Below are 21,275 nucleotides of genomic sequence, written 5' to 3'. Positions count from 1 at the left end.
GCATCGTGTTTCACGTGAAACGTCGCTCCCTGCTGCATGGAATCATCAGTCGCGGTCGTGCGGCGGCTCTGCCCCGCGACCGCCGCCCCCGTAAAGACGTGGATTCATCCACAGGAGAATGGGCCTCGCTGGTTCACAACCCCCAAAGCATGGCAGGCTCTGTGCATCGCGAGCCTGATGTCGAGGAGAGTGAATCCTTGCGGTCCGACGCCAACATCGCGGGGCCGATGACCGACCCGGTCCCCGGCCCCCGTACCGAATCGGCGGGGGAGGACGTTTCACGTGAAACTCCGCCCCCGATGGACGACACCCCTATTGGCCGTGCCGCTCAACTGGCGGTGGAAGCGCTTGGCCGGGCTGGTGAGGGACTGCCCAGGCCGGAGCAGACCCGGGTGATGGTGGTCGCCAACCAGAAGGGCGGGGTCGGGAAGACCACGACCACGGTCAATCTGGCGGCGTCTCTCGCCCTGCACGGCGGACGGGTCCTTGTGATCGACCTCGACCCGCAGGGCAATGCCTCGACGGCACTGGGGATCGATCACCACGCCGAAGTCCCCTCGATCTACGACGTGCTGGTCGACAGCAGGCCGCTGTCCGATGTGGTGCAGCCGGTGCCGGACGTGGAGGGGCTGTTCTGTGCCCCGGCCACGATCGACCTCGCCGGAGCCGAGATCGAGCTGGTCTCCCTGGTGGCGAGGGAGAGCCGGCTGGACCGAGCCATCCAGGCCTACGAGCAGCCACTGGACTACATCCTCATCGACTGTCCGCCCTCGCTCGGGCTGTTGACGGTCAATGCGCTGGTCGCCGGGGCGGAAGTGCTGATCCCGATCCAGTGCGAGTACTACGCGCTGGAGGGACTCGGGCAGCTCCTGCGCAATGTCGACCTGGTGCGGGGTCATCTCAACCCCAAGCTCCATGTCTCGACGATCCTGCTTACGATGTACGACGGCCGGACCCGGCTGGCCTCTCAGGTGGCGGACGAAGTCCGCAGCCACTTCGGCGGCGAGGTGCTCCGGACGAGCATCCCGAGATCGGTGCGCATCTCCGAGGCCCCCAGCTATGGGCAGACGGTTCTCACCTATGACCCGGGATCGAGCGGAGCGCTCTCCTATCTCGAGGCGGCCCGGGAGATCGCGCTTCGCGGGGTCAGCGTGCAGTACGACGCTCAGCACGCTCATGCCTTGCCCATGCCCGAGATCAGCCAGCACGACCAGCACAGCATGCAGGAGGGGATTCAGTGAGTGAGCGACGCAGAGGACTGGGCCGTGGGCTCGGTGCTTTGATCCCTCCCGCGCCGAAGGGGGCCGATAACGCCGGACCCGCGACGCGCGGGGGAACGACCACCACCGCAGGGGCTACGACCTCGCCGACCGCGGTCCCGGTGCTCACCCAGGAGCGCGGGGTGGCGGCGGCCAAGGTGGCGGGTCTGTCCGCGCAGAGCGTTCCACGTGAAACCGAGCCGCCCGCCCCGCCGGAGAAGGAAGCCGAGGCCGCGCCGACGCCCCCGGTGGACGAGGTGGCCGGGGCGCACTTCGCCGAGCTGCCGCTCGACTTCATCACGCCCAACCCCCGTCAGCCGCGCGAGGTGTTCGACGAGGACGCCTTGGCCGAGCTGGTCACCTCGATCCAGGAGGTCGGCCTCCTCCAGCCGGTCGTGGTGCGGCAGTTGGCGCCCGAGCGCTATGAGCTCATCATGGGCGAGCGGCGCTGGCGGGCCTGCCGTGAGGCGGGGCTGGAGAAGATCCCCGCGATCGTCCGGGCCACCGACGACGAGAAGCTTCTGCTCGACGCGCTGCTGGAGAACCTGCACCGGGCTCAGCTCAATCCGCTCGAAGAGGCCGCGGCGTACGACCAGTTGCTGAAGGACTTCAACTGCACGCATGACGAGCTGGCGGACCGGATCGGGCGTTCGCGTCCGCAGGTCTCCAATACGCTGCGGCTGTTGAAGCTTTCTCCCTCCGTCCAGCGCAGGGTCGCGGCGGGTGTGCTCTCCGCGGGCCATGCCCGGGCCCTGCTCTCCGTGGAGGACGCGGATGAACAGGACCGGCTGGCGCATCGCATCGTTGCCGAAGGGCTGTCGGTGCGGGCGGTCGAGGAGATCGTCACCCTGATGGGTTCGCGGTCGGGTGGTGCCCCCAAGACGAAGGGGCCGCGGGCCGGTACCCGGGTGTCCCCCGCGCTGACGGATCTGGCGTCCCGGCTGTCGGACCGGTTCGAGACCCGGGTGAAGGTCGACCTCGGTCAGAAGAAAGGGAAGATCGTCGTCGAGTTCGCCTCGATAGACGATCTGGAGCGGATTCTCGGCACTCTGGCCCCGGGCGAGGGCCCGGTGCTGGAGCAGCCGCTGTCCGCCGGGGACGAGGCGGCGGACGAGGACGAATGAACCGCTGACCGTGCGGCTCGGCCGTGGGAAAGCGCGGAGTGGGGCGGGTCGTGTTCCGATGACATCGGGACACGACCCGCTCTTTGCCCAAGGGCGGTATCGGTGCAATCTCCGCACGGATACGATGCGATCAGGTAGGGCGGATCCATGGGGAGGCACCTCATGCGAAGGGCAGGGCCATGCGATCGGTGAGCCGCACCGGACTGGTGGCCACAGGACTGGGCCTGGGCGCTGTCGGCGGTTTTGTCGGTAGTCTGATCAGGGAGCGTAGTGCGCTGTCAGCCGCCCGTGCCGCGGCTGGCCACGGAAGTGAGGGACTGGCTTCATGGGGCGTCGGCTTGTACCGCTCACGCTGGACAACCTCCCGGACATCCCCAAGCGCTGTCGCGCGTGTGTCTTCTGGGAGCTCGACCCCGTCAGTGGCGAGGCTGCGGTAAGGGCAGGACGTCCGGAGCTGGAGAAGGAAGCCTGGATCTCGGCCGTTCTGCTGGAGTGGGGATCCTGCGGCCGGGTGGTCTACGTCGATGATGTGCCGGTGGGCTTTGTGCTCTACGCGCCGCCCGCGTATGTGCCGCGGTCCACGGCCTTTCCGACGAGCCCGGTCGCGGCGGATGCCGTGCAGCTGATGACCGCCTGGCTCATGCCGGGCTACCAGGGGCAGGGCCTGGGCCGGGTGATGGTGCAGACCGTCGCGAAGGATCTGATCCGCCGGGGCTTCAAAGCGATCGAGGCGTTCGGAGATGCCACCTGGAAGGAACCGGCGTGTGTGCTGCCCGCCGACCACCTTCTCGCGGTGGGCTTCAAAACCGTGCGGCCGCATCCGCGGTATCCCCGGCTGAGACTTGAGCTGAGGACGACGATCTCCTGGAAGGAGGACGTCGAGCTGGCGCTGGACCGCCTGCTCGGGGCGGTCCAGAAGGAGCCCGCTCTCCGTCCGCTGTGAGCGTTCCACGTGAAACACGAAGGGGCTGCCCGAGAGGGCAGCCCCTTCGTGTGTGCGGGTGGCTCAGCCGATGAAGTCGGCCAGATCGCGCTCGATCGCGGCCTTCGGCTTGGCGCCGACGATGGTCTTCGCGACCTCGCCGCCCTGGTAGACATTGAGCGTCGGAATGGACATCACGCCGTACTTGGCGGCCGTGGCCGGGTTCTCGTCAATGTTGAGCTTGGCGATGACGATCTTGTCGGCGTGCTCGGCGGCGATGGCCTCCAGGGAGGGGGCGATCTGCCGGCACGGACCGCACCACGCGGCCCAGAAGTCGACGAGTACCGGCTTGTCGCTCTTGAGGACGGTCTCCTCGAAGTCGGCGTCCGTCACGGTGACCGTGGCACCGGCCATGGCTACTCTCCTTAATCGTTGGTGCAGGGATGGAAGCGGATTCAGACGGTGGCGTCTTCGCTGTCGCCCAGGGAGGCCAGGAAGCGCTCGGCGTCCAGGGCGGCCGCGCAGCCGGTGCCGGCGGCGGTGATCGCCTGACGGTAGGTGTGGTCCACGACATCACCCGCGGCGAAGACACCCGGCACGTTCGTGCGGGTGGAGGGCGACTCGACCTTCAGGTAGCCCTCGTCGTCCAGGTGCAGCTGACCCTTGAACAGCTCGGTCCGCGGGTCATGGCCGATCGCGATGAACAGACCGGTGACCGGCAGCTCGGAGGTCTCGTCCTTCTTGACGTCGCGCAGGGTCAGGCCGGACAGCTTGCCGTCGCCGTGGATCTCCGTGACCTCGCTGTCCCAGACGAACGAGATCTTCGGGTCGGCGAAGGCGCGCTCCTGCATCGCCTTGCTGGCCCGCAGCGTGTCCCGACGGTGGACCACGGTGACGGACTTGGCGAACCGCGACAGGAAGGTCGCTTCCTCCATCGCGGTGTCACCGCCGCCGATGACGGCGATGTCCTGGTCCTTGAAGAAGAACCCGTCACAGGTGGCACACCAGGAGACGCCACGGCCCGAAAGCTCGTCCTCGCGGGCCAGCCCCAGCTTGCGGTGCTGGGAGCCGGTGCTGACGATGATGGTCTTCGCGCGGTGCACCGTACCGGCGGAGTCGGTGACGGTCTTGATGTCCTCGCTGAGGTCGACCGCGACCACATCGTCCGGGATCAGCTCGGCGCCGAAGCGCTCGGCCTGCCCCCGCATGTTGTCCATCAGGTCGGGGCCCATGATGCCCTCGCGGAAGCCGGGGAAGTTCTCCACATCGGTGGTGTTCATCAGGGCACCACCGGCGGTCACGGATCCTTCGAAGACCAGCGGCTTCAAGGAAGCGCGGGCGGTGTAGAGCGCGGCCGTATAGCCCGCGGGCCCGGAACCGATGATGATCACGTTGCGGACGTCGCTCACGGATGTCTTCCTTGTCTCTGCCGACTGCTGACTGGACGGCGCACCCCCCGGGTTTCCGGGGAACCGCTGCCATCCCACCCAACGGATCCTACGGGTCCCGCATTCCCGCGTGCGGCCAGGCGGGCCGTGGGTGTGGGCTGTGCCTCAGCTTCGCGGATACGTACGGGTCACCAGAAGCTTCCCGGGGCTGGAGTGAGAGGCGGAGACGCAGGACGCGTCGATCACGAAGGCGTCGACGAGCGTGCTGTCGGAGGGATGCGGCAGCACGACGATGTAGGCCGTCTTGCCGCCGTAGGTGTCCTGCTGCGCGGCGAGAACCGGCTCGGAGCGGCTGGTCCCACGCTGGACACAGGACGGAACCACCGGGTCCTCCGCACGCAGCGGCATATCCGGAGTGTTCTGAGTGGTGACTCCGCGCGACGGGGTGGCCTTCTGGTCGGCGAGCATCTCCCGCACCCGGTTCTTGAGGGTCCCGGTGGAGAGGGTGGTCTTCGCCGTGGAGCTGGGGTCGGCGTTGGCCGTGGTGCCGGGGCCGCTCTTGTCGTGTTCGGAACCGCTTGGGAAGAAGAGGGTGCCGATACCGATCACGGCCGCGGCGCACGCGGTGCCGAGCACCACCTTGGGCCAGCGCCGAGCGCGCCCTCCACGGGCTCCTGCGCCGGTGCGGGGGGCGGTCTTGCGTCCCGGTCCGGTGGCGGCGCGCGGTCGCCCTGCGGGCCGGTCCACGGCCGGGGAGGGCCTTCCGTCGGCCGCGGGGCCTGAGGGGCCTGAGGGATCGGTCGTGGGCTCGGTTTCACGTGAAACATGCCCTGCGGAGTCAGCGGTCTCGGTTTCACGTGAAACCGAGGCGCGATCGCCGGGGGCTGTGGCGTCGAGAAGGGCTTCGGCGGCGAGTGCGGCGTCGATCCGGCCCGCGATGTCGTCGGGCATGCGCACCGGCCCGGGAAGGGTGCCCAGTGTGGAGCGGATGTCGTCCAGGGAGGTCTGCACATCGGCACACAGCCCGCAGGTGGCGAGGTGCGTGCGCACATCGACGGTGCGGGACGGAGAGAGCAGACCTTCGGTGAGTGCGGAGATCTCCGCGACTTCCGGGTGCTCGTCCGTGTCCGTCGAGGATGTCACGCTCGCCCACCTCCGCCCTTCACGGCATCTGTGTCAGTCGGTCCTGCCGCTGGTGGGACGGATGTCCCCTGCGACCGGTTCCTTCCCCCGCCGGACGGGACGCTACCCCTTCCGTTGGGATGGAGATGCGAGAGCAGCGGCAGCAGCCGGGCCCGTCCCCGCGCGCAGCGGCTCTTCACGGTGCCGGTGGGGACGTCCAGGACCTTGGCGGCCTCCGCCACGGGGTAGCCCTGCATGTCGACCAGTACCAGAGCCGCGCGCTGCTCGGGCGGGAGGGTGCGCAGCGCTCCCAGCAGCTCGCGATGGAGATCACCGCGCTCGGCGGGTGCGGCGGCCGACTCATGGGGCTCCAGAAGCTGCTCGAGCCGCTCGGTGTCGTCGACAGGGGATGTGCGACGGGAGGCGGCCTTGCGGGCGCGGTCCAGACACGCGTTGACCGTGATGCGGTGGAGCCAGGTCGTCACGGCGGACTGGCCCCGGAAGGTGTGCGCGGCGCGGTAGGCGGAGACGAGCGCGTCCTGGACCGCGTCGGCGGCCTCCTCCCGGTCGCCGAGGGTGCGCAGCGCCACCGCCCAGAGTCTGTCGCGGTGGCGTCGCACGATCTCGCCGAAGGCATGCGGATCGCCGGCCACGTGCTGAGCAAGGAGCTCGCCGTCGCTTGCTCCGCCGATGGTGGCGTCGTCCAACGTTGAGCCCCCTCCCCGGTCGGTCGGCTGCCCTGGGTCAGCCGGTGAACTTCACTTCAGTGATGGCCTGCTTGTAGGGGCGCGTGAAGTACTGCTCCGGGGGAGAGTACGGCAGAGCGGTGAGCCAGACGAGGACGTAACGGGCCTTGGCCTCGCTCTTGACCTTCAGGTCGGCGCTCTTGCTCGATGTCTTCTCCGTCGCCAGCTTCTTGAACGAGCTGACGGGATCGGAGCCCGAGGCCGACGGGGTCAGGGAGTCCGTGGCGTACAGCGAGACCTCGGTGTAGGAGCCGCCGTAGTGCAGCCCGATGGAGGCGCCCTTCAGACTCTGCTCGGAGCCGAGGTCATAGACGACCCCGACTCCCTTCTTGTACGGGGCGAGCGGCGGACCGTCGTTGTAGCCGTTGGTGCGCCAGAGGGTGGAGGCGTCTCCGTCATGGGTGAGCTTCGCCTGGCCGGCGTTCTGCGGTGAGCCGTCCGGGGCGAACTCGGCGGCGTCCTCGATCGGGATCGGCTTGCTGGCAACCTGACCGGGCTTGTCGTCGTCCTTCTGACTGGTGGACTTACCGGGGTCCGGCTTGTTTTCTTCCTTCAGAAGGGTGTCCGCGAGTTGCCAGCTGCCGAGGCCCAGGGCCGCGATCAACAGGGCCGAGACGGTCCACTTGAGGGCCTTGCCGGTACGGCTCTGCAGCGGGGGCGGCGGAGGCAGGGGAGCCGCGACCGGGCGGGCCGTACGAGACGGGCCGCCGTGGGCGGGCGGCTGGCCGTAGCCCTGCTGGTAGGTCGTGTGCTGGTACGCCGGGGAGGGCGTGAAGACGGGCTCGGGCGGCCGGATGCGCGGCATGGCCGCGACCGCCTTGGACAGCTCCTCCGGGGTGGTGCAGGGCTGGTCCTGACGGGAGGCCGTGGCGCCGTCGTTGACCAGCGCGCGCATCGCCAGCTCGGACAGTCCCCGGTGGACTCCCGCGCGGACCTGGTCGGGGGCGATCAGGCCGACGCCCTTGGGCAGCCCGGAAAGGCCGTGGGCGTCCTTGTCGTAGGGCCAGCGCTGAGTGAGCGCGGCGTAGAGCAGTGCGCCGATCGACTCGGTGTCGGTGCGCTGCGGGTGTTCGGAGCTGATGCCGCGCAGCGCGGCCATGACGGCGAGGCCGCGGATGCGGTACTGGCCCGATTCCGTGCGTAGGACGGAGCCGGGGTTCAGCCGCAGATGGGCCAGGCCCTCGCGGTGGGCGGCGGCCATGGCCTGGGAGACCTGGCTGACCAGTTGGTAGGCGTCATGCGGCTCGAGCGGACCCGAGGCGAGCACGGTGGTGAGCTCGGTGGCGTCGGGAAGCCATTCGTGGACGACGTAGACGAGGTCGTTCTCCTCGACGGCGTCGAGTACCTGGACGAAGCGGGGGTCACCCAGCAGCGCCGCCGAGCGGGCGGCGGCCAGCACGGGGCGGGCCCGTGGATGGTCGGCGGGCAGGACGTGTACGCCGACGGCCCGGCGCAGTTTCTCGTCCACCGCACGCCAACTGCTGAATCCGTCCAGTCGGGTGACGCACTCCTCCAAACGGTAGCGTCTGGCCAGCTTGTGGCCGCTGTGCAGCTCGGGGGGATTTACGTCGGCCGCGGCACCCTTGTCCTGGTTGCCCGCGGCCTCTGTTTCCGTACCGGCCTTCTGTTGCGTCCCCGCCCCGTCGGCCGTGGCCTTTCCCGCCTCGGCGGTCAGCGACTCCTCGCCGTCGCTGTCGGCCACGTCGACGGCAGCCGTGCTCCGTTCCGCCACCGTCGTTCCTGCCTCCCCATCCGTTGCGCCTACTCCGAGCCAAGACAATTGTGCCCACAGTCCGCCGCTATGCACGACACACGATGGCGGACGATGGTTGTGCTCAATGATCAGCGTCCGAGTCGTCCGCGCACCATACCGACCATGGCCGTCAGCTCTTCAATGCGCATCCGTTTCGCAGCAATGTAGAAGACCGCGATAAGAACGAGACCTCCGCCCGCCAATGAGGCTACGGACCCGGACATGCCGGGACCCAGCGCCTGAGTGATGGCATAGGCCGCCGCGCCGCTCAGCAGAGCGGCGGGGACGCTGGCGCCCACCAGGCGGGTGTAGGTGCGCACGACACGGCGGCCGTCGAGGTCGCCGCCCAGCCGGTTGCGCAGTCGCTTCCAGGCCACGCCCACGCCGGCGGCGTACGCCAGGCCGTAGGAGGCGGCCATACCGGCCACGATCCACTGGGTCGGAAGAACGAAGTAGCAGAGGGCGGAGGCGGCCGCGTTGACGGCGGCGACGATGACCGTGTTGTAGAAGGGGGTTCGGGTGTCCTCGTAGGCGTAGAAGCCGCGCAGGACGACGTACTGCACCGAGAACGGGATGAGTCCGAGGCCGAACGCCATCAGGATGTAGCCCATGGTCTGGGCCGTCTCCGTGCCCGAGGTGCCGAAGAGCAGGGTGCACAGGGGGACACCGAGCGCCACGAAGCCGAAGGCGAGCGGGACGATGGCGACGGCGGAGGTGCGCAGGCCCTGGGAGATGTCGTCGCGGACCGCCCCGGGGTCGCCGTCGTGGGCCGACCGGGAGAGCCGGGGCAGCAGGGCGGCCATCACCGAGACGGTGATGATGGCCTGCGGCATGTTCCAGATGAGCTGGGCGCTGGTGTAGCCGACGTAGCTGGCCCCGGGGTGGCCCTGGTTGTCGGCGTCGGAACCGGCCGCGGTGGCGAGCTGGGTCACCACGATGTTGCCGGCCTGGTTGGCGAGCACGAACAGCACGGTCCACTTGGCGAGCTTGGCGGCCTTGCCGAGGCCGTGGCCCCGCCAGTCGAAGCGGGGGCGGAAGCGGAAGCCGGAGGCCCGGAGGTAGGGGAACATCGCCAGGGCCTGCACGGTGAGGCCGAGCAGGGTGCCGATGCCGAGCAGCCGGATGCCCTCGTCCGTGATGGTGGTGACGCGCATCTGGGAGGTGCTGGAGGTTCCGAACACCCAGATGAAGAGGCCGAAGGTGGCGATGACGACGATGTTGTTGAGGACCGGGGTCCACATCATCGCGCCGAACTTACCGCGGGCGTTGAGGATCTGGCCGACCACGACGTGCACACCCATGAAGAAGATGGTGGGCAGGCAGTAGCGGGCGAAGGCGACCGCGACCTCGTTGGAGGGCGGGTCGTTCGCGATGGACGGCGAGAGCATCCGGATCAGGAGCGGGGCCGCGAGCATGGACAGCGCGACCAGGCTGCCGAGGGCGACCATCGCGAGGGTGAGCAGACGGTTGGCGTAGGCGACACCGCCGTCCTTGTCCTCCTTCATCGCGCGCACGAGCTGCGGGACGAAGACGGAGTTCAGACCGCCACCGACGGTGAGGAAGTAGATCATCGCGGGCAGCTGGTACGCGACCGCGTAGGTCTGCCCCACGGAGGCGGCGCCGAGGGCCGCGACGATCGCCATCTGGCGGACGAATCCGGTGAGCCGGGAAACCAGGGTGCCGGCGGCCATGAGGGCGCTGGACTGGAGCAGGCCGGCCGCACGGCCGCCGGAGCGCTTCGGGGCGGCCTCGGCCTGCCCGTCGGTCTCGGGGGGGCTCACCACCGGAGCGGCCACCGTGGGAGCGGCGGCCGACGGGGGCGCGGACTCGTGCCGCGCGGGGCCGGGCACCGGCGGCTGGCCCGGTGGGGGCACGGGCGGGTAGCCGTGGGCGGCGCCCTGTGGTTGCCCCTGGGCGCGCCGCGGGTCGTAGGGCTGCTGCTGGTCGCGGTAGAGGTGCGCGAAGGCGTCCTGCTGCGGCTGCTCCCCCGCCCCGTAGCCGCCCTGGTCGCCGTAGCCCGTGGCGGTGGGCTCGGCCGCGTAACTCTGCCGCGCCGGCTCCTGGGAGCCGGGTGCCACCGGCCAGGCCCGTGGATCGGCGCCCTGCGGTGCGGCGGACTGCTGCTGGTGCGGCGTCTGCTGCTGGTAGCCGCCCTGCTGGGGGGCGGACCGGTCGTACAGCGGATCCGTCAGCGGGTCGTGGCCGTACGCGTCCTGGGCCGGATAGGGGTACGGCGTGAAGCTGCCGGTGGCGTACGGGTCGTCCGCGTACGGGTCCTGCACGTAGTACTGCCCGTAGTCCTGGCGCGGATCGCTCGCGGGCGCCTGGTGGCCGTCGCCCAGGTACGGATCGTTCTGGTGCGGCTCCTGCCCATACGGTTCCTGGGGCGCGTGGGGGGAAGGCGGTGGCATCCGCCTCTCACCGTCATACGGCGCGTTCATCGCTACCCCACCTCATCGTCCGCTGCGGCCGACCGGCCCCGGAATTGCTCAATGGTCCACTTTCTCACCCGCGCCGGATGCCCCGGCGCTTTGCGAACCGGTGTCCGGCGCCGGGTCACTCGGCTGCTCGGGCACGAGGGCGGAGGCGGGGTCGTCTCCGTCGGTCTCCGCGTCCTTCACCTCGTTCTCCTGCGCGTCCTCGTCGCCGCCGTTCGCGGTGGCGGTCCGCTTGCGCTGGAGGTAGATGCGGATTCCGGCGAGGACCAGCAGCAGTACACCGCCCGCGATCACGAGGATGACGGTCGATGTGATTTCGGTGACATTCACCTCGAACGCCATCTCGCGGCTGTACGGCTGTCCGTCCGGCGTGACCAGCTGGGCCGACACCCATACCGGGCCGTTCGCGTTGGCCGTCGTCCCGAACTTCACGGACTGGCTGTGCCCGCCCTCGACGTTGACGACCTGGGGCTCGCTGACCGCCAGGCGGTTGCCCTGCTGGGAGCGGAGGACCAGCCGCAGCTGAACGCCCTGCACCAGGTTGTTCTGCACGGTCACCGGGATGGTCGCGCTCCGCCCGGACAGGGTCATGTCCGTCTTCGGGATCAGGCGCACCTTCCTGGTCAGCCCCTCCAGATACCCCTGCACGCCCTCGCGGAAGTGGGTGGCGCCCCGGGCATCGCCCCGCCATGAGGTGGACATCTCCCGCCGGATCGCGTTTCCGAAGGGAGAGACCACGTGGTACTTGGCGGTGAGGATGGTCACGAACCTGTCGAGCGTGCCCTGGGTCTTCCGGACGTCCTCGAACGCCTGGGTCGGCAGCTCCTGGCGGCGGAGCGAGGCGGGGTACGAGCGGGTGCTGGGCACGCGCTGGGTGGCGTTCGGGTCGGGCTTGGCCTTCGCGGCCTGCCCCAGGTTCATCGGCTGGGTCCACTGCCCGGACAGGCCGTCCAGGGCCGCCGCCATCGCCTGCGCCTGACTGGTGGTGGGGATGCGCTGCGGAGCCACGACGATGCTGCGCTGCCTGTCCGGAGACTGCAGGTTGATCATCTGGCTCTGGGCGAGGAACCGCTGGATGGCAAGCGTGGAGTTGTCGGCCTTGGACATGTCGCCGGTGAAGGCCGTGGACAGCCGGGCGTCCGCGACCACCGCCGTGTTGCCGCCGCCGATCTGCCGGGCCGCGGTGGGAGTGTACGAGAGGTTGCCGGTTTCCCGGAGGCTGTCGCTGCGGGCGATGACGTTGTGGGCGCCCGCGGAGGTGGCGACATCGACGATCGAGGAGTCGACCGCGCCGTCGGCGGGCCAGGCGAAGTCGGTGCGCGGCTTCACTCCGAGGACCGTCTCCACGGTCGTCGAAGCCAGCTCGGTGGCGTCCCGGAGGTGGCTGAGGGCGCCGGGGACGTTCTTGCCGTGGTGGGCGAGCGACGCGAGGTCGGGGTCGGAGAACGGCAGGGCGACCACCTGGTGGCCCTGCACGGCCTTCTGCAGGTCGTTGAGCCACCGCTTGGCGACGGCCTGGCCGCTACCCGCGGTCGTCCCGTCCCCGTGCCGGTTCTGGACCTCGTACTCCCGCGTCATCGCGTCGACCGTGGCGAGCAGATCGGGGTCGATCACCCAGGTGATGGGGAGGTTCTTCCCCAGGCTGACCATCTGCTGGAGCCGGCCGCCGGGGGCCAGCTCCGCCTTGAGACGGTCGTCCCGGAAGATCGGTGTCCGGTCCTCGTCCGCGTCGGTGCGCGAGGTCATATGGGGCGTGGAGATCAGCGGCCACAGATAGGTGAGCTGGGACTTCTTGGCCGGCGCACTCGACTGCCAGGGCAGGAAGGTGCGCTTGATGCCCAAGACCTGCTGCCAGGGGCGGCTCCGGGTCTGACCGCTGAGGGAGACGCCGAGCTGATAGACGCCGTTCTCCCCGAGGTGCAGCTCGTTCACCGGTATGGAGAGCGTGAAGTCCCGGCTGGCACCCGCGCCCAGCTTGCCGATCTTCTCGGCGTACTTGCCGCCGATCTCGGTGCCGTCGGCGCCCTGCTGGTAGCCGGTCCGCCGGGAGGCGCTGTCGATCGCGTTGCGGCCCTCCATGGTGGGGCCGACCCGGAGGCCGACATGGGCGCCGGAGACCGTCGAACCGCTGTCGTTGGTGACGGTGCCGCTGACGGTGAGCGTGTCGCTCTTGGTCGGTGCGGTGGGCGTCAACGAGGTGATGTCGACGTCCACCGAGCGCGAACCGGTGGGTTTGCCCGCCGCGTGGGCGGCGGGAGCCCCCGGGGCCTGCAGCACGCCCGCGAGCACCGGTGCCGCTGCGAGCAGCGCCCCGGTCCGCCGTAGCCATCGACGGGCGCGAGAGGACGTCGTCTCCCGGAGGTCTGCCGCATCGGCCACGCGCTCGCCCGTCCCTTGTCGTCAGTGATCGTCAGTGGTCGTCGCAATGTGCGTCCACGAAATGGTAACGATGCCCGCTGTGACGAAGTGCTGTGGACGGCTCCACAAGATCGTCACCGTGATGGAACCGACGATCAACGTGGAGGCCCCGGGGCGCGCGGCCACGTACCCTGTTCTGTTGTGCCGAACGCCAACAATGACAGCCGATCCCCGCAGTCCACCAATGAGCTCAACCAGGTGCAGCGCCGCGCCGTGGCCGAACTCCTGCGGGTCTCTCCCGTCGCCGACGATCTTGCCCGACGCTTTCAGCAGGCCGGGTTCAGCCTGGCCCTGGTCGGCGGCTCGGTACGGGATGCGCTGCTCGGCCGACTCGGTAACGATCTGGACTTCACGACGGACGCCCGCCCCGACGAGGTGCTGAAGATCGTCCGGCCCTGGGCGGACGCCGTGTGGGAGGTGGGCATCGCCTTCGGCACGGTCGGCTGCCAGAAGGAAGGGCCGGGCGACAACGGGGCGCATCAGAACTTCCAGATCGAAATCACGACATATCGCTCGGAAGCCTATGACCGGACATCCCGGAAGCCCGAGGTGTCCTACGGCGAATCCATCGAGGAAGATCTGGTCCGCCGGGACTTCACGGTCAACGCGATGGCGGTGGCGCTCCCGCAGAAGGAGTTCATCGACCCGCACAACGGGCTCGAAGATCTCGCCGCGCGGGTGCTGCGCACCCCTGGGACCCCGCAGGAGTCCTTCTCCGACGATCCGCTGCGGATGATGCGCGCGGCGCGGTTCGCCTCTCAGCTGGACTTCGAGGTGGCGCCCGAGGTGGTCGCCGCGATGAAGGCGATGGCCGGACGGATCGACATCGTCTCGGCGGAGCGGGTGCGTGACGAGCTGAACAAGCTGGTCCTGGGCGCCCACCCCCGGAAGGGGCTGCGGCTGCTGGTCGAGAGCGGGCTCGCCGACTGCGTACTGCCGGAGCTCCCCGCGCTGCGGCTGGAGCGTGATGAGCATCACCGGCACAAGGATGTGTACGAGCACTCGCTGACCGTGCTGGATCAGGCCATCGATCTGGAGGAGAACGGGCCCGATCTGGTGCTGCGACTGGCCGCGCTGCTGCATGACATCGGGAAGCCGAAGACGCGTCGCTTCGAGAAGGACGGCCGCGTCTCCTTCCACCACCACGAGGTGGTCGGCGCCAAGATGACCAAGTCGCGGATGACGAAGCTCAAGTACTCCAATGAACTGGTCAAGGAGGTCTCCCGGCTGGTCGAGCTGCATCTGCGCTTCCACGGCTACGGCACCGGCGAATGGACCGATTCGGCCGTGCGGCGCTATGTGCGCGACGCGGGGCCGCTGCTGGACCGGCTGCACAAGCTCACCCGCTCGGACTGCACGACGCGCAACAAGCGGAAGGCCATGGCGCTTTCGCGGGCGTACGACGGGCTGGAGGAGCGGATCGCCAGGCTGCAGGAGCAGGAACAGCTGGACGCGATCCGCCCGGACCTCGACGGCAACGAGATCATGAAGGTGCTCGGCATCGCTCCGGGGCCCGAGGTCGGCAAGGCGTACAAGCATTTGCTGGAGCTGAGGCTGGAGCACGGCCCCATGGACCGGGACGCCGCCGTCGCGGCGCTCAAGGAGTGGTGGGCGGTGCAGGCCCAGGGCTGACGCCGCGCCCGCGACACATCACGTTTCACGTGAAACATCGACCTCTGTGGGTTTCCCGGGGCGGTGTTTCACGTGAAACATGAGCAGGGCGGCGGTCGCCGCGTAGAGCAGTGCCACCCCGCTCACCAGAACGGCCGATGCCCCGTCCGGCGGCAGCATCAGGGCGGTCACCCCCGCGGCTCCCACGAAGGCGACGTTGAAGAGCACGTCATAGAGGGAGAAGATCCGCCCGCGGAAGTCGTCCTCGATTGCGGACTGGACGACCGTGTCGGTGGCGATCTTCGCGCCCTGGGTGATGACGCCGAGGACGAAGGCGGCAATCAGTATCGGGGCGGGCTCGAAGGGGAGTCCCAGGCCCGGTTCCAGAACGGCGGCGATCGCTGCGCACACCATCACCCAGTGGAGCTGGCCGTCCGGCCGGGAGGCGTCGAGCGAGGAAAGCCGGCCCACCGCCCATGGGGTGATCAGCGCCGCGGCGAAGAAGCCCGCGCCCGAGACGCCGACCGCGATACCGAGGAGCGCCAGCCCGCCCGACTCGGTGTCGGCCCACGCGTACCGGCAGAGCATCAGCACCGTGACGGTGAGGGCGCCGTAGCAGAAGCGCATCAGCGTCATCGCGGCCAGGGCCAGGGTGGGATCCCGGCGGTGCAGGAGATGGCGTACCCCGGCCACCAGTCCGCGGACGGTGCTCGCCAGGGCCGCTCCCAGGTGCGGTTGCAGGGCCGCCGGATCGGGTCCCAGAAGACCGGAGGGCATGCGGAGCGCCGAGAGTCCGGCGAGGAGGTAGAGCACGGCGCCCAGCAGCACGACCAACGCGTCCGAAGAGGAGCCGCCCGGGCCGGAGAGCCGGACCACGAACGCCACGCCGCCGCCCGCGGTCGCGGCGAGCGTACCCGCGGTCGGTGAGAGGGAGTTGGCCATGATCAGACGTTCCTGGCTGTCCACCACCCGGGGCAGCGAGGCCGACAGGCCGGCCAGGACGAAGCGGTTGATCGCCGTCACCGACAGGGCGGAGAGGTAGAAGAGCCACTCCGGCACCTGGGCCAGGACCAGTACCGCGGTTCCGGCGGCCAGCCCGGAGCGCAGCAGATTGCCGTGGAGCAGGACCTGCCGGCGGCGCCAGCGGTCCAGCAGCACACCGGCGAAGGGGCCGAGGAGGGAGTAGGGGAGCAGCAGGACGGCCATGGCGGAGGCGATGGCCGCGGCGGACGTCTCCTTCTCCGGCGAGAAGACCACGTAGGTGGCCAGCGCGACCTGGTAGACACCGTCGGCCGACTGGGACAGCAGCCGGACGGCCAGAAGATGGCGGAAGTCGCGCAGTTGCAGCAGCACGCGGAGATCACGCACAACGGGCATGACGCCACCTTCACACACCGCACGGGCCTCCGGGGGGATTCCCGGAGGCCCGTGATCAAGCGGCGGAGATCAGCGCCTCATGGCGCACCGTGATGGCTCAGCGCTCGACCTCACCCCTGATGAACTTCTCGACGTTCTCCCGGGCCTCGTTGTCGAAGTACTGCACCGGCGGCGACTTCATGAAGTACGAGGAGGCGGAGAGGATCGGGCCGCCGATGCCGCGGTCCTTGGCGATCTTCGCGGCGCGCAGCGCGTCGATGATGACGCCCGCGGAGTTCGGGGAGTCCCACACCTCGAGCTTGTACTCCAGGTTCAGCGGGACATCGCCGAACGCCCGGCCCTCCAGGCGGACGTACGCCCACTTGCGGTCGTCCAGCCAGGCCACGTAGTCCGACGGGCCGATGTGGACGTTGTCGGCGCCCAGATCGCGGTCCGGGATCTGCGAGGTGACGGCCTGCGTCTTGGAGATCTTCTTGGACTCCAGGCGCTCGCGCTCGAGCATGTTCTTGAAGTCCATGTTGCCGCCGACGTTCAGCTGCATGGTGCGGTCCAGGATGACGCCCCGGTCCTCGAACAGCTTCGCCAGCACCCGGTGCGTGATCGTGGCGCCGACCTGCGACTTGATGTCGTCACCGACGATCGGCACGCCCGCCTCGGTGAACTTGTCCGCCCACTCCTTGGTGCCGGCGATGAAGACCGGGAGCGCGTTGACGAAGGCGACCTTGGCGTCGAGGGCGCACTGGGCGTAGAACTTGGCGGCGTCCTCCGAGCCCACGGGCAGGTAGCAGACCAGAACGTCGACCTGCTTGTCCTTGAGGACCTGGACGACGTCGACCGGGGTCTCGTCGGACTCGTCGATGGTCTGCCGGTAGTACTTGCCGAGACCGTCGTGCGTGTGGCCGCGCTGGACCGTGACACCGGTCGACGGCACGTCGCAGATCTTGATGGTGTTGTTCTCGCTGGCGCCGATGGCGTCCGAGAGGTCGAGCCCGACCTTCTTCGCGTCCACGTCGAAGGCGGCGACGAACTCCACGTCACGGACGTGGTAGTCGCCGAACTGCACATGCATCAGACCCGGCACGCGGGTGTCCGGGTCGGCGTCCTTGTAATACTCGACGCCCTGCACCAGCGACGCGGCGCAGTTGCCCACACCGACGATGGCTACACGAACCGAACCCATTCCGGTTGCTCCCTGTGTGTACTCGACGAAGCCCCGCGGGGTGCGGGGCCTCACTTGGCGGTGTCATCGGACGGGTCCGGCCGGGGGCCACCCCGGTGCCGGGGCAGGCCGTCCGCCTCTCCTGACCGGTCCTGCTCCGGCGACCGGCCCGGCCCCTGCTCAGGCGTCCGGTCCTGCCCGGCGGGCTCGTCGCGCTGGTCGCGCCCGGCCCGCTCGCTCTCGATCAGCTCGTTCAGCCAGCGGACCTCGCGCTCCACCGACTCCATGCCGTGCCGCTGGAGTTCGAGGGTGTAGTCGTCCAGCCGCTCGCGAGTGCGGGCCAGGGAGGCCCGCATTTTCGCCAGGCGCTCCTCCAGGCGGCTGCGCCGCCCTTCGAGTACGCGCATCCGTACGTCTCGCGACGTCTGTCCGAAGAAGGCGAAGCGGACGCCGAAGTGCTCGTCCTCCCAAGCGTCCGGACCGGTGTGGGAGAGCAGCTCCTCGAAGCGTTCCTTTCCCTCCGCCGTCAGCCTGTAGACGATCTTCGCCCGGCGGCCGGCGAGGGTCGCCGCGACGGCTTCCTCGGAGGCGTTCCCGGGCTCCTCGATCAACCAGCCTTGGGCGACCAGCGTCTTGAGGCAGGGGTAGAGGCTGCCGTAGCTGAAAGCGCGAAAGACCCCGAGTGAGGTGTTGAGACGCTTTCGCAGCTCATATCCGTGCATCGGGGACTCGCGGAGCAGGCCGAGGACGGCGAACTCAAGGATGCCGGAGCGTCTGCTCATCGCCCGCCTCTCCCCTCTCCTGGGCCCACTATGCCGACCTGATGTATCGACTCGATACATCCAGACGATAGAACCGTGATTCCGATGGGACAAGAGCGACCACGGTGAACGGCGTCACATCACCGGTTCGTGGGACTCAACCGGACCGTTATGGAGTGAAGGCGCCGAGGGGACAAGATTTGGCCGTGCGTACTCTGTTCGCCATGCAGACCAAAGGGAACCGTGTGACGCTGTCCTGCGTCCTCGTCCTGGAGGCAGTGCGTCCGGTTGCCAGGTGTGGCCGGATCGCACATCGGGGGGACCGGAAGCCACCTGCCGCTTTCAGGCGATAGCGCCTGCCCGAGGAGTAGTCGTTCCATGAGCGAGCACCGTCGCAAGCCGCCGCAGCCCCAAGGCGGCGGCCGAGCAGCGGCCCGGCGTGCCGGACAGCAGTCGTCCGGCCGTCGCGCAGCACCATCGCACAACGCCGCCGCCGAGTCGGGCTCGGCCTCGTACGGGGAGGAGAGTTCCCACGGCGGCAGGGCCGAGGCCCGGCGCGCCGCGCAACGCGGCGGCCGGAGACGAGGACCCGATCCGGCCGCCGGTGGCGCGGGCCGCGGAGGGCGCGGCGGCGGCCGGCGGGCCACCGGCGGTGGCCGCGGACGGGGCGCGGGCGGCGACGGTCCGCCCGCCAAGAAGCGGTTCATCGACTACCCGCGCGCGGGCAAGTCGGGCTTCCGCCGCTGGGTCCCGTCCTGGAGGCTCGTCACCGGAACCTTCATCTTCTTCTTCGCGGCGCTCGTCAGTGCCGTGGGTATCGGGTGGATGATCGTCGACGTTCCCACCGCGCAAGCCGCTTCGCAGGCCCAGAAGAACGTCTACTACTGGGGCGACGGCAAGCAGATGGTGGTCTCGGGCGGCGGTGATCTCAATCGGCAGATCGTGCCGCTCAACAAGATCCCCGAGTCCATGCAGAACGCGGTGATCTCGGCCGAGAACGCCAGCTTCTACCAGGACTCGGGTGTCGACCCGATGGGTATCGCGCGCGCCGTCGTCAACATGGCGCGGGGCGGCGCGACCCAGAGTGGGTCGACCATCACCCAGCAGTTCGTGAAGAACACGTACCTCGACCAGTCGCAGACGGTGACGCGCAAGCTCAAGGAGCTGTTCATCTCCGTCAAGGTCGGCACGGTCGAGAGCAAGGACTACATTCTCGCGGGGTACCTCAACACGGCCTACTACGGCCGCGGCGCGTATGGCTGTCAGGCGGCGGCCCGCGCGTACTTCGACAAGGACTGCGAGAAGCTCGACCCGAGCCAGAGCGCCTTCCTCGCCGCGACGCTCAACGGGCCCAACCTGTACGACCCGAACGGCGGCTACGGACCGACCGCGAGCGCGGAGGCGAACACCAAGCGGGCCACGGCGCGCTGGTCGTGGATCCTCAAGCGGGAGGTCCAGGTGGGCCGGCTGTCCAAGTCCGAGGCCCAGCACTATCTCGCCAAGGGTTTCCCGCGGACGAAGAGCCCGAAGGTGGCGACGAACAAGCAGGGCCAGATCGGTTACCTGACCGACCTCGCCGACAACTACGTCGTCGCCAACACCAACATCTCCAAGGCGCAGCTGGACAAGGGTGGCTATCAGATCCACACCACCTTCGACCGCAAGAAGATCGGTGAACTGAAGAACGCGGTCGAGAAGGTGACCAAGGAGAACATCAAGCCGAAACAGCGCGTGCAGGACAAGTACGTGCAGTTCGGCGGTGCCTCGGTGGAGCCCAAGACCGGCAAGATCAAGGCCATCTACGGCGGCAGCGACGCGCTGCAGCACTATCGCAACAACGCGGACTACACCGGTGTCCAGGTGGGTTCGACCTTCAAGCCCTTCGTGCTGGCCGCGGCGATGAGGGACGGTGTCCGGGACCGCAACGGGCCGCGTGACCAACCGGATTCCGAGCGCACCAAGGTCTCTCCGTCGAGTGTCTACAACGGTGACAACAAGCTGACGCTGCGCGACTACGACGGTTCGGTCTGGAAGGACAAGAACAACCAGGAGTGGCACCAGAGCAACGACGGTGAGGAGGACAAGGGCAAGGTCAGCCTGCGCACCGCGATGCAGTACTCGGTGAACACGCCCTTCATCCAGCTGGGCATGGACGTCGGCACCGACAAGGTGCGGGACGCGGCCCTGGACGCGGGCCTCAGCAAGGAGCAGCTGGCCTCGATCACCCCGACGTTCTCCCTCGGCACCTCCGCGCCCAGCGCGATCCGGCTCGCCGGGGCGTACGCGACCTTCGCGGCCAGCGGCCAGCAGGCCGATCCGTACTCGGTCGAGCGGGTCGAGGACAAGGACGGCGAGGTCTACAACCACAAGGAGGACGCCAAGCTCAAGCGGGCCTTCGACGCGAACGTGGCGAACAACGTCACGGACGTGCTGAAGAACGTCGTCGAGCGCGGCACCGGCACCTCCGCGAAGATCGGCCGCCCGGCGGCGGGCAAGACCGGAACCACTGACCAGAACAAGTCGGCCTGGTTCGCCGGTTACACCCCGCAGCTGTCCACGTCGATCGGCATGTGGCGGGTCGACGACCGGGCCAAGCGGCAGGTCTTCCGTTCCATGCGCGGCGTGGGCGGTCAGAAGACCATCCACGGTGCGTCGTTCCCGGCCGAGATCTGGGCCGACTACATGCGCCAGGCCATGGCGGGCCAGCCGGCGAAGGACTTCCCGGCGGCCACGCCGATCGGTGACAAGGTCTACGGCGAGAGCGCGAGCCCGACGCCGACGACCCAGAAGCCGACGCAGACGCCGTCCGAGACGGCGTCTCCGACGCCGTCTCCGACGCCGTCGGAGACGACCTCCGGCAGTCCGAGCCCCACGGAGTCGTGTGATCCGCTGGACTTCAAGTGCAACCAGAACGCCGGCGGCGACAACCAGGGCAACGAGAACGCCGGCCCCAGCGGTGACCCGGGCGGACCCTCGCCCTCGCCGACCACGGAGCCACCGGGCGGCGGGCTCTTCGGGGGCCCGTCCGGCTCCCGCAAGGATCAATAGGACCGAACCCCGCACCACGATCGGCGGGCGGCCGGGGGGCCGCCCCCCCCCGGGGGGGGGGGGGGGGGGGGGGGGGCGGGGGGGGGGGGGGGGGGTTGGGGGGGCCGGGGGGGGCCCGGGGGGGGCCGGGGGGGTAGGGGGGCGCCGGG

At 69.2% G+C, this 21,275-nt stretch carries 15 protein-coding genes; 5 read left to right on the top strand and 10 right to left on the bottom strand.

Annotated elements, in window-relative coordinates:
- Positions 1–149: 149 nt before the first annotated feature.
- The 3 genes from ACFZCY_RS02960 (at position 150) to ACFZCY_RS02950 (ending at position 3,326) form a co-directional block, all read left to right on the top strand.
- Positions 150–1,241 carry an AAA family ATPase gene (locus ACFZCY_RS02960; RefSeq protein ID WP_391169383.1) on the top strand — a complete coding sequence of 364 codons (1,092 nt, stop codon included), beginning with the start codon at positions 150–152 and terminating at the stop codon, positions 1,239–1,241.
- Positions 1,238–2,383 carry a ParB/RepB/Spo0J family partition protein gene (locus tag ACFZCY_RS02955; protein WP_391168888.1) on the top strand — a complete coding sequence of 382 codons (1,146 nt, stop codon included), beginning with the start codon at positions 1,238–1,240 and terminating at the stop codon, positions 2,381–2,383. Before ACFZCY_RS02960 ends, ACFZCY_RS02955 begins: the two co-directional genes overlap by 4 nt.
- A 325-nt stretch (positions 2,384–2,708) precedes the next feature.
- The gene (locus tag ACFZCY_RS02950; RefSeq protein WP_055545947.1) at positions 2,709–3,326 is read left to right on the top strand and encodes a GNAT family N-acetyltransferase; all 618 of its coding nucleotides are present in this window, start codon (positions 2,709–2,711) and stop codon (positions 3,324–3,326) included.
- A 63-nt stretch (positions 3,327–3,389) separates the two neighbouring features.
- On the opposite strand, the gene trxA is transcribed toward ACFZCY_RS02950, so the two are convergent.
- From trxA to ACFZCY_RS02915, 7 genes are all read right to left on the bottom strand, one after another.
- On the bottom strand, positions 3,390–3,719 hold the full coding sequence (gene trxA / locus ACFZCY_RS02945) for a thioredoxin (RefSeq protein ID WP_009716492.1): 330 nt from the start codon (positions 3,717–3,719) through the stop codon (positions 3,390–3,392).
- A gap of 41 nt (positions 3,720–3,760) precedes the next feature.
- Positions 3,761–4,714, bottom strand: coding sequence for a thioredoxin-disulfide reductase (trxB, locus tag ACFZCY_RS02940; RefSeq protein WP_391168885.1), 954 nt, complete (start codon positions 4,712–4,714; stop codon positions 3,761–3,763).
- A gap of 144 nt (positions 4,715–4,858) precedes the next feature.
- Positions 4,859–5,836, bottom strand: a complete 978-nt coding sequence (locus ACFZCY_RS02935) for a hypothetical protein (RefSeq protein ID WP_391168883.1) — start codon at positions 5,834–5,836, stop codon at positions 4,859–4,861.
- On the bottom strand, positions 5,833–6,522 hold the full coding sequence (gene sigM / locus ACFZCY_RS02930; RefSeq protein WP_009716495.1) for an RNA polymerase sigma factor SigM: 690 nt from the start codon (positions 6,520–6,522) through the stop codon (positions 5,833–5,835). Before sigM ends, ACFZCY_RS02935 begins: the two co-directional genes overlap by 4 nt.
- 37 nt (positions 6,523–6,559) lie before the next feature.
- Positions 6,560–8,293 carry a protein kinase family protein gene (locus ACFZCY_RS02925; protein ID WP_391168881.1) on the bottom strand — a complete coding sequence of 578 codons (1,734 nt, stop codon included), beginning with the start codon at positions 8,291–8,293 and terminating at the stop codon, positions 6,560–6,562.
- A 110-nt stretch (positions 8,294–8,403) separates the two neighbouring features.
- Complete coding sequence (gene murJ, locus ACFZCY_RS02920) at positions 8,404–10,755, bottom strand: murein biosynthesis integral membrane protein MurJ (RefSeq protein ID WP_391168879.1); 2,352 nt, start codon at positions 10,753–10,755, stop codon at positions 8,404–8,406.
- Between the two features lie 48 nt (positions 10,756–10,803).
- Complete coding sequence (locus tag ACFZCY_RS02915) at positions 10,804–13,131, bottom strand: DUF6049 family protein (RefSeq protein ID WP_391168877.1); 2,328 nt, start codon at positions 13,129–13,131, stop codon at positions 10,804–10,806.
- A 180-nt stretch (positions 13,132–13,311) separates the two neighbouring features.
- Between ACFZCY_RS02915 and ACFZCY_RS02910 the strand changes: the two genes are divergently transcribed.
- Positions 13,312–14,802: a CCA tRNA nucleotidyltransferase gene (locus ACFZCY_RS02910; RefSeq protein ID WP_391168875.1), complete on the top strand. Its 1,491-nt coding sequence runs from the start codon at positions 13,312–13,314 to the stop codon at positions 14,800–14,802.
- Positions 14,803–14,820: 18 nt separating this feature from the next.
- Here ACFZCY_RS02910 and ACFZCY_RS02905 read toward each other — a convergent pair whose 3' ends face one another.
- The 3 genes from ACFZCY_RS02905 to ACFZCY_RS02895 all read right to left on the bottom strand — a co-directional run bounded on the left by ACFZCY_RS02905 (position 14,821) and on the right by ACFZCY_RS02895 (position 18,099).
- A complete protein-coding gene (locus tag ACFZCY_RS02905; protein ID WP_391168874.1) occupies positions 14,821–16,158 on the bottom strand; it encodes an MFS transporter in 1,338 nt (445 codons plus the stop codon).
- Positions 16,159–16,255: 97 nt separating this feature from the next.
- Positions 16,256–17,338 (bottom strand): inositol-3-phosphate synthase, encoded by a 1,083-nt coding sequence (locus ACFZCY_RS02900; RefSeq protein WP_361477343.1) that lies wholly within the window; start codon positions 17,336–17,338, stop codon positions 16,256–16,258.
- Positions 17,339–17,388: 50 nt separating this feature from the next.
- A complete protein-coding gene (locus tag ACFZCY_RS02895; RefSeq protein ID WP_391168872.1) occupies positions 17,389–18,099 on the bottom strand; it encodes a helix-turn-helix transcriptional regulator in 711 nt (236 codons plus the stop codon).
- A 357-nt stretch (positions 18,100–18,456) separates the two neighbouring features.
- On the opposite strand from ACFZCY_RS02895, the gene ACFZCY_RS02890 reads away from it, so the two are divergent.
- Positions 18,457–21,126, top strand: a complete 2,670-nt coding sequence (locus ACFZCY_RS02890; protein ID WP_391168870.1) for a transglycosylase domain-containing protein — start codon at positions 18,457–18,459, stop codon at positions 21,124–21,126.
- Positions 21,127–21,275 lie beyond the last annotated feature (149 nt).

Origin of the sequence: Streptomyces sp. NPDC007983 (assembly GCF_042958345.1) — a bacterium.
Classification (GTDB): domain Bacteria; phylum Actinomycetota; class Actinomycetes; order Streptomycetales; family Streptomycetaceae; genus Streptomyces.
This window is presented reverse-complemented; position numbering and strand designations above follow the sequence as displayed.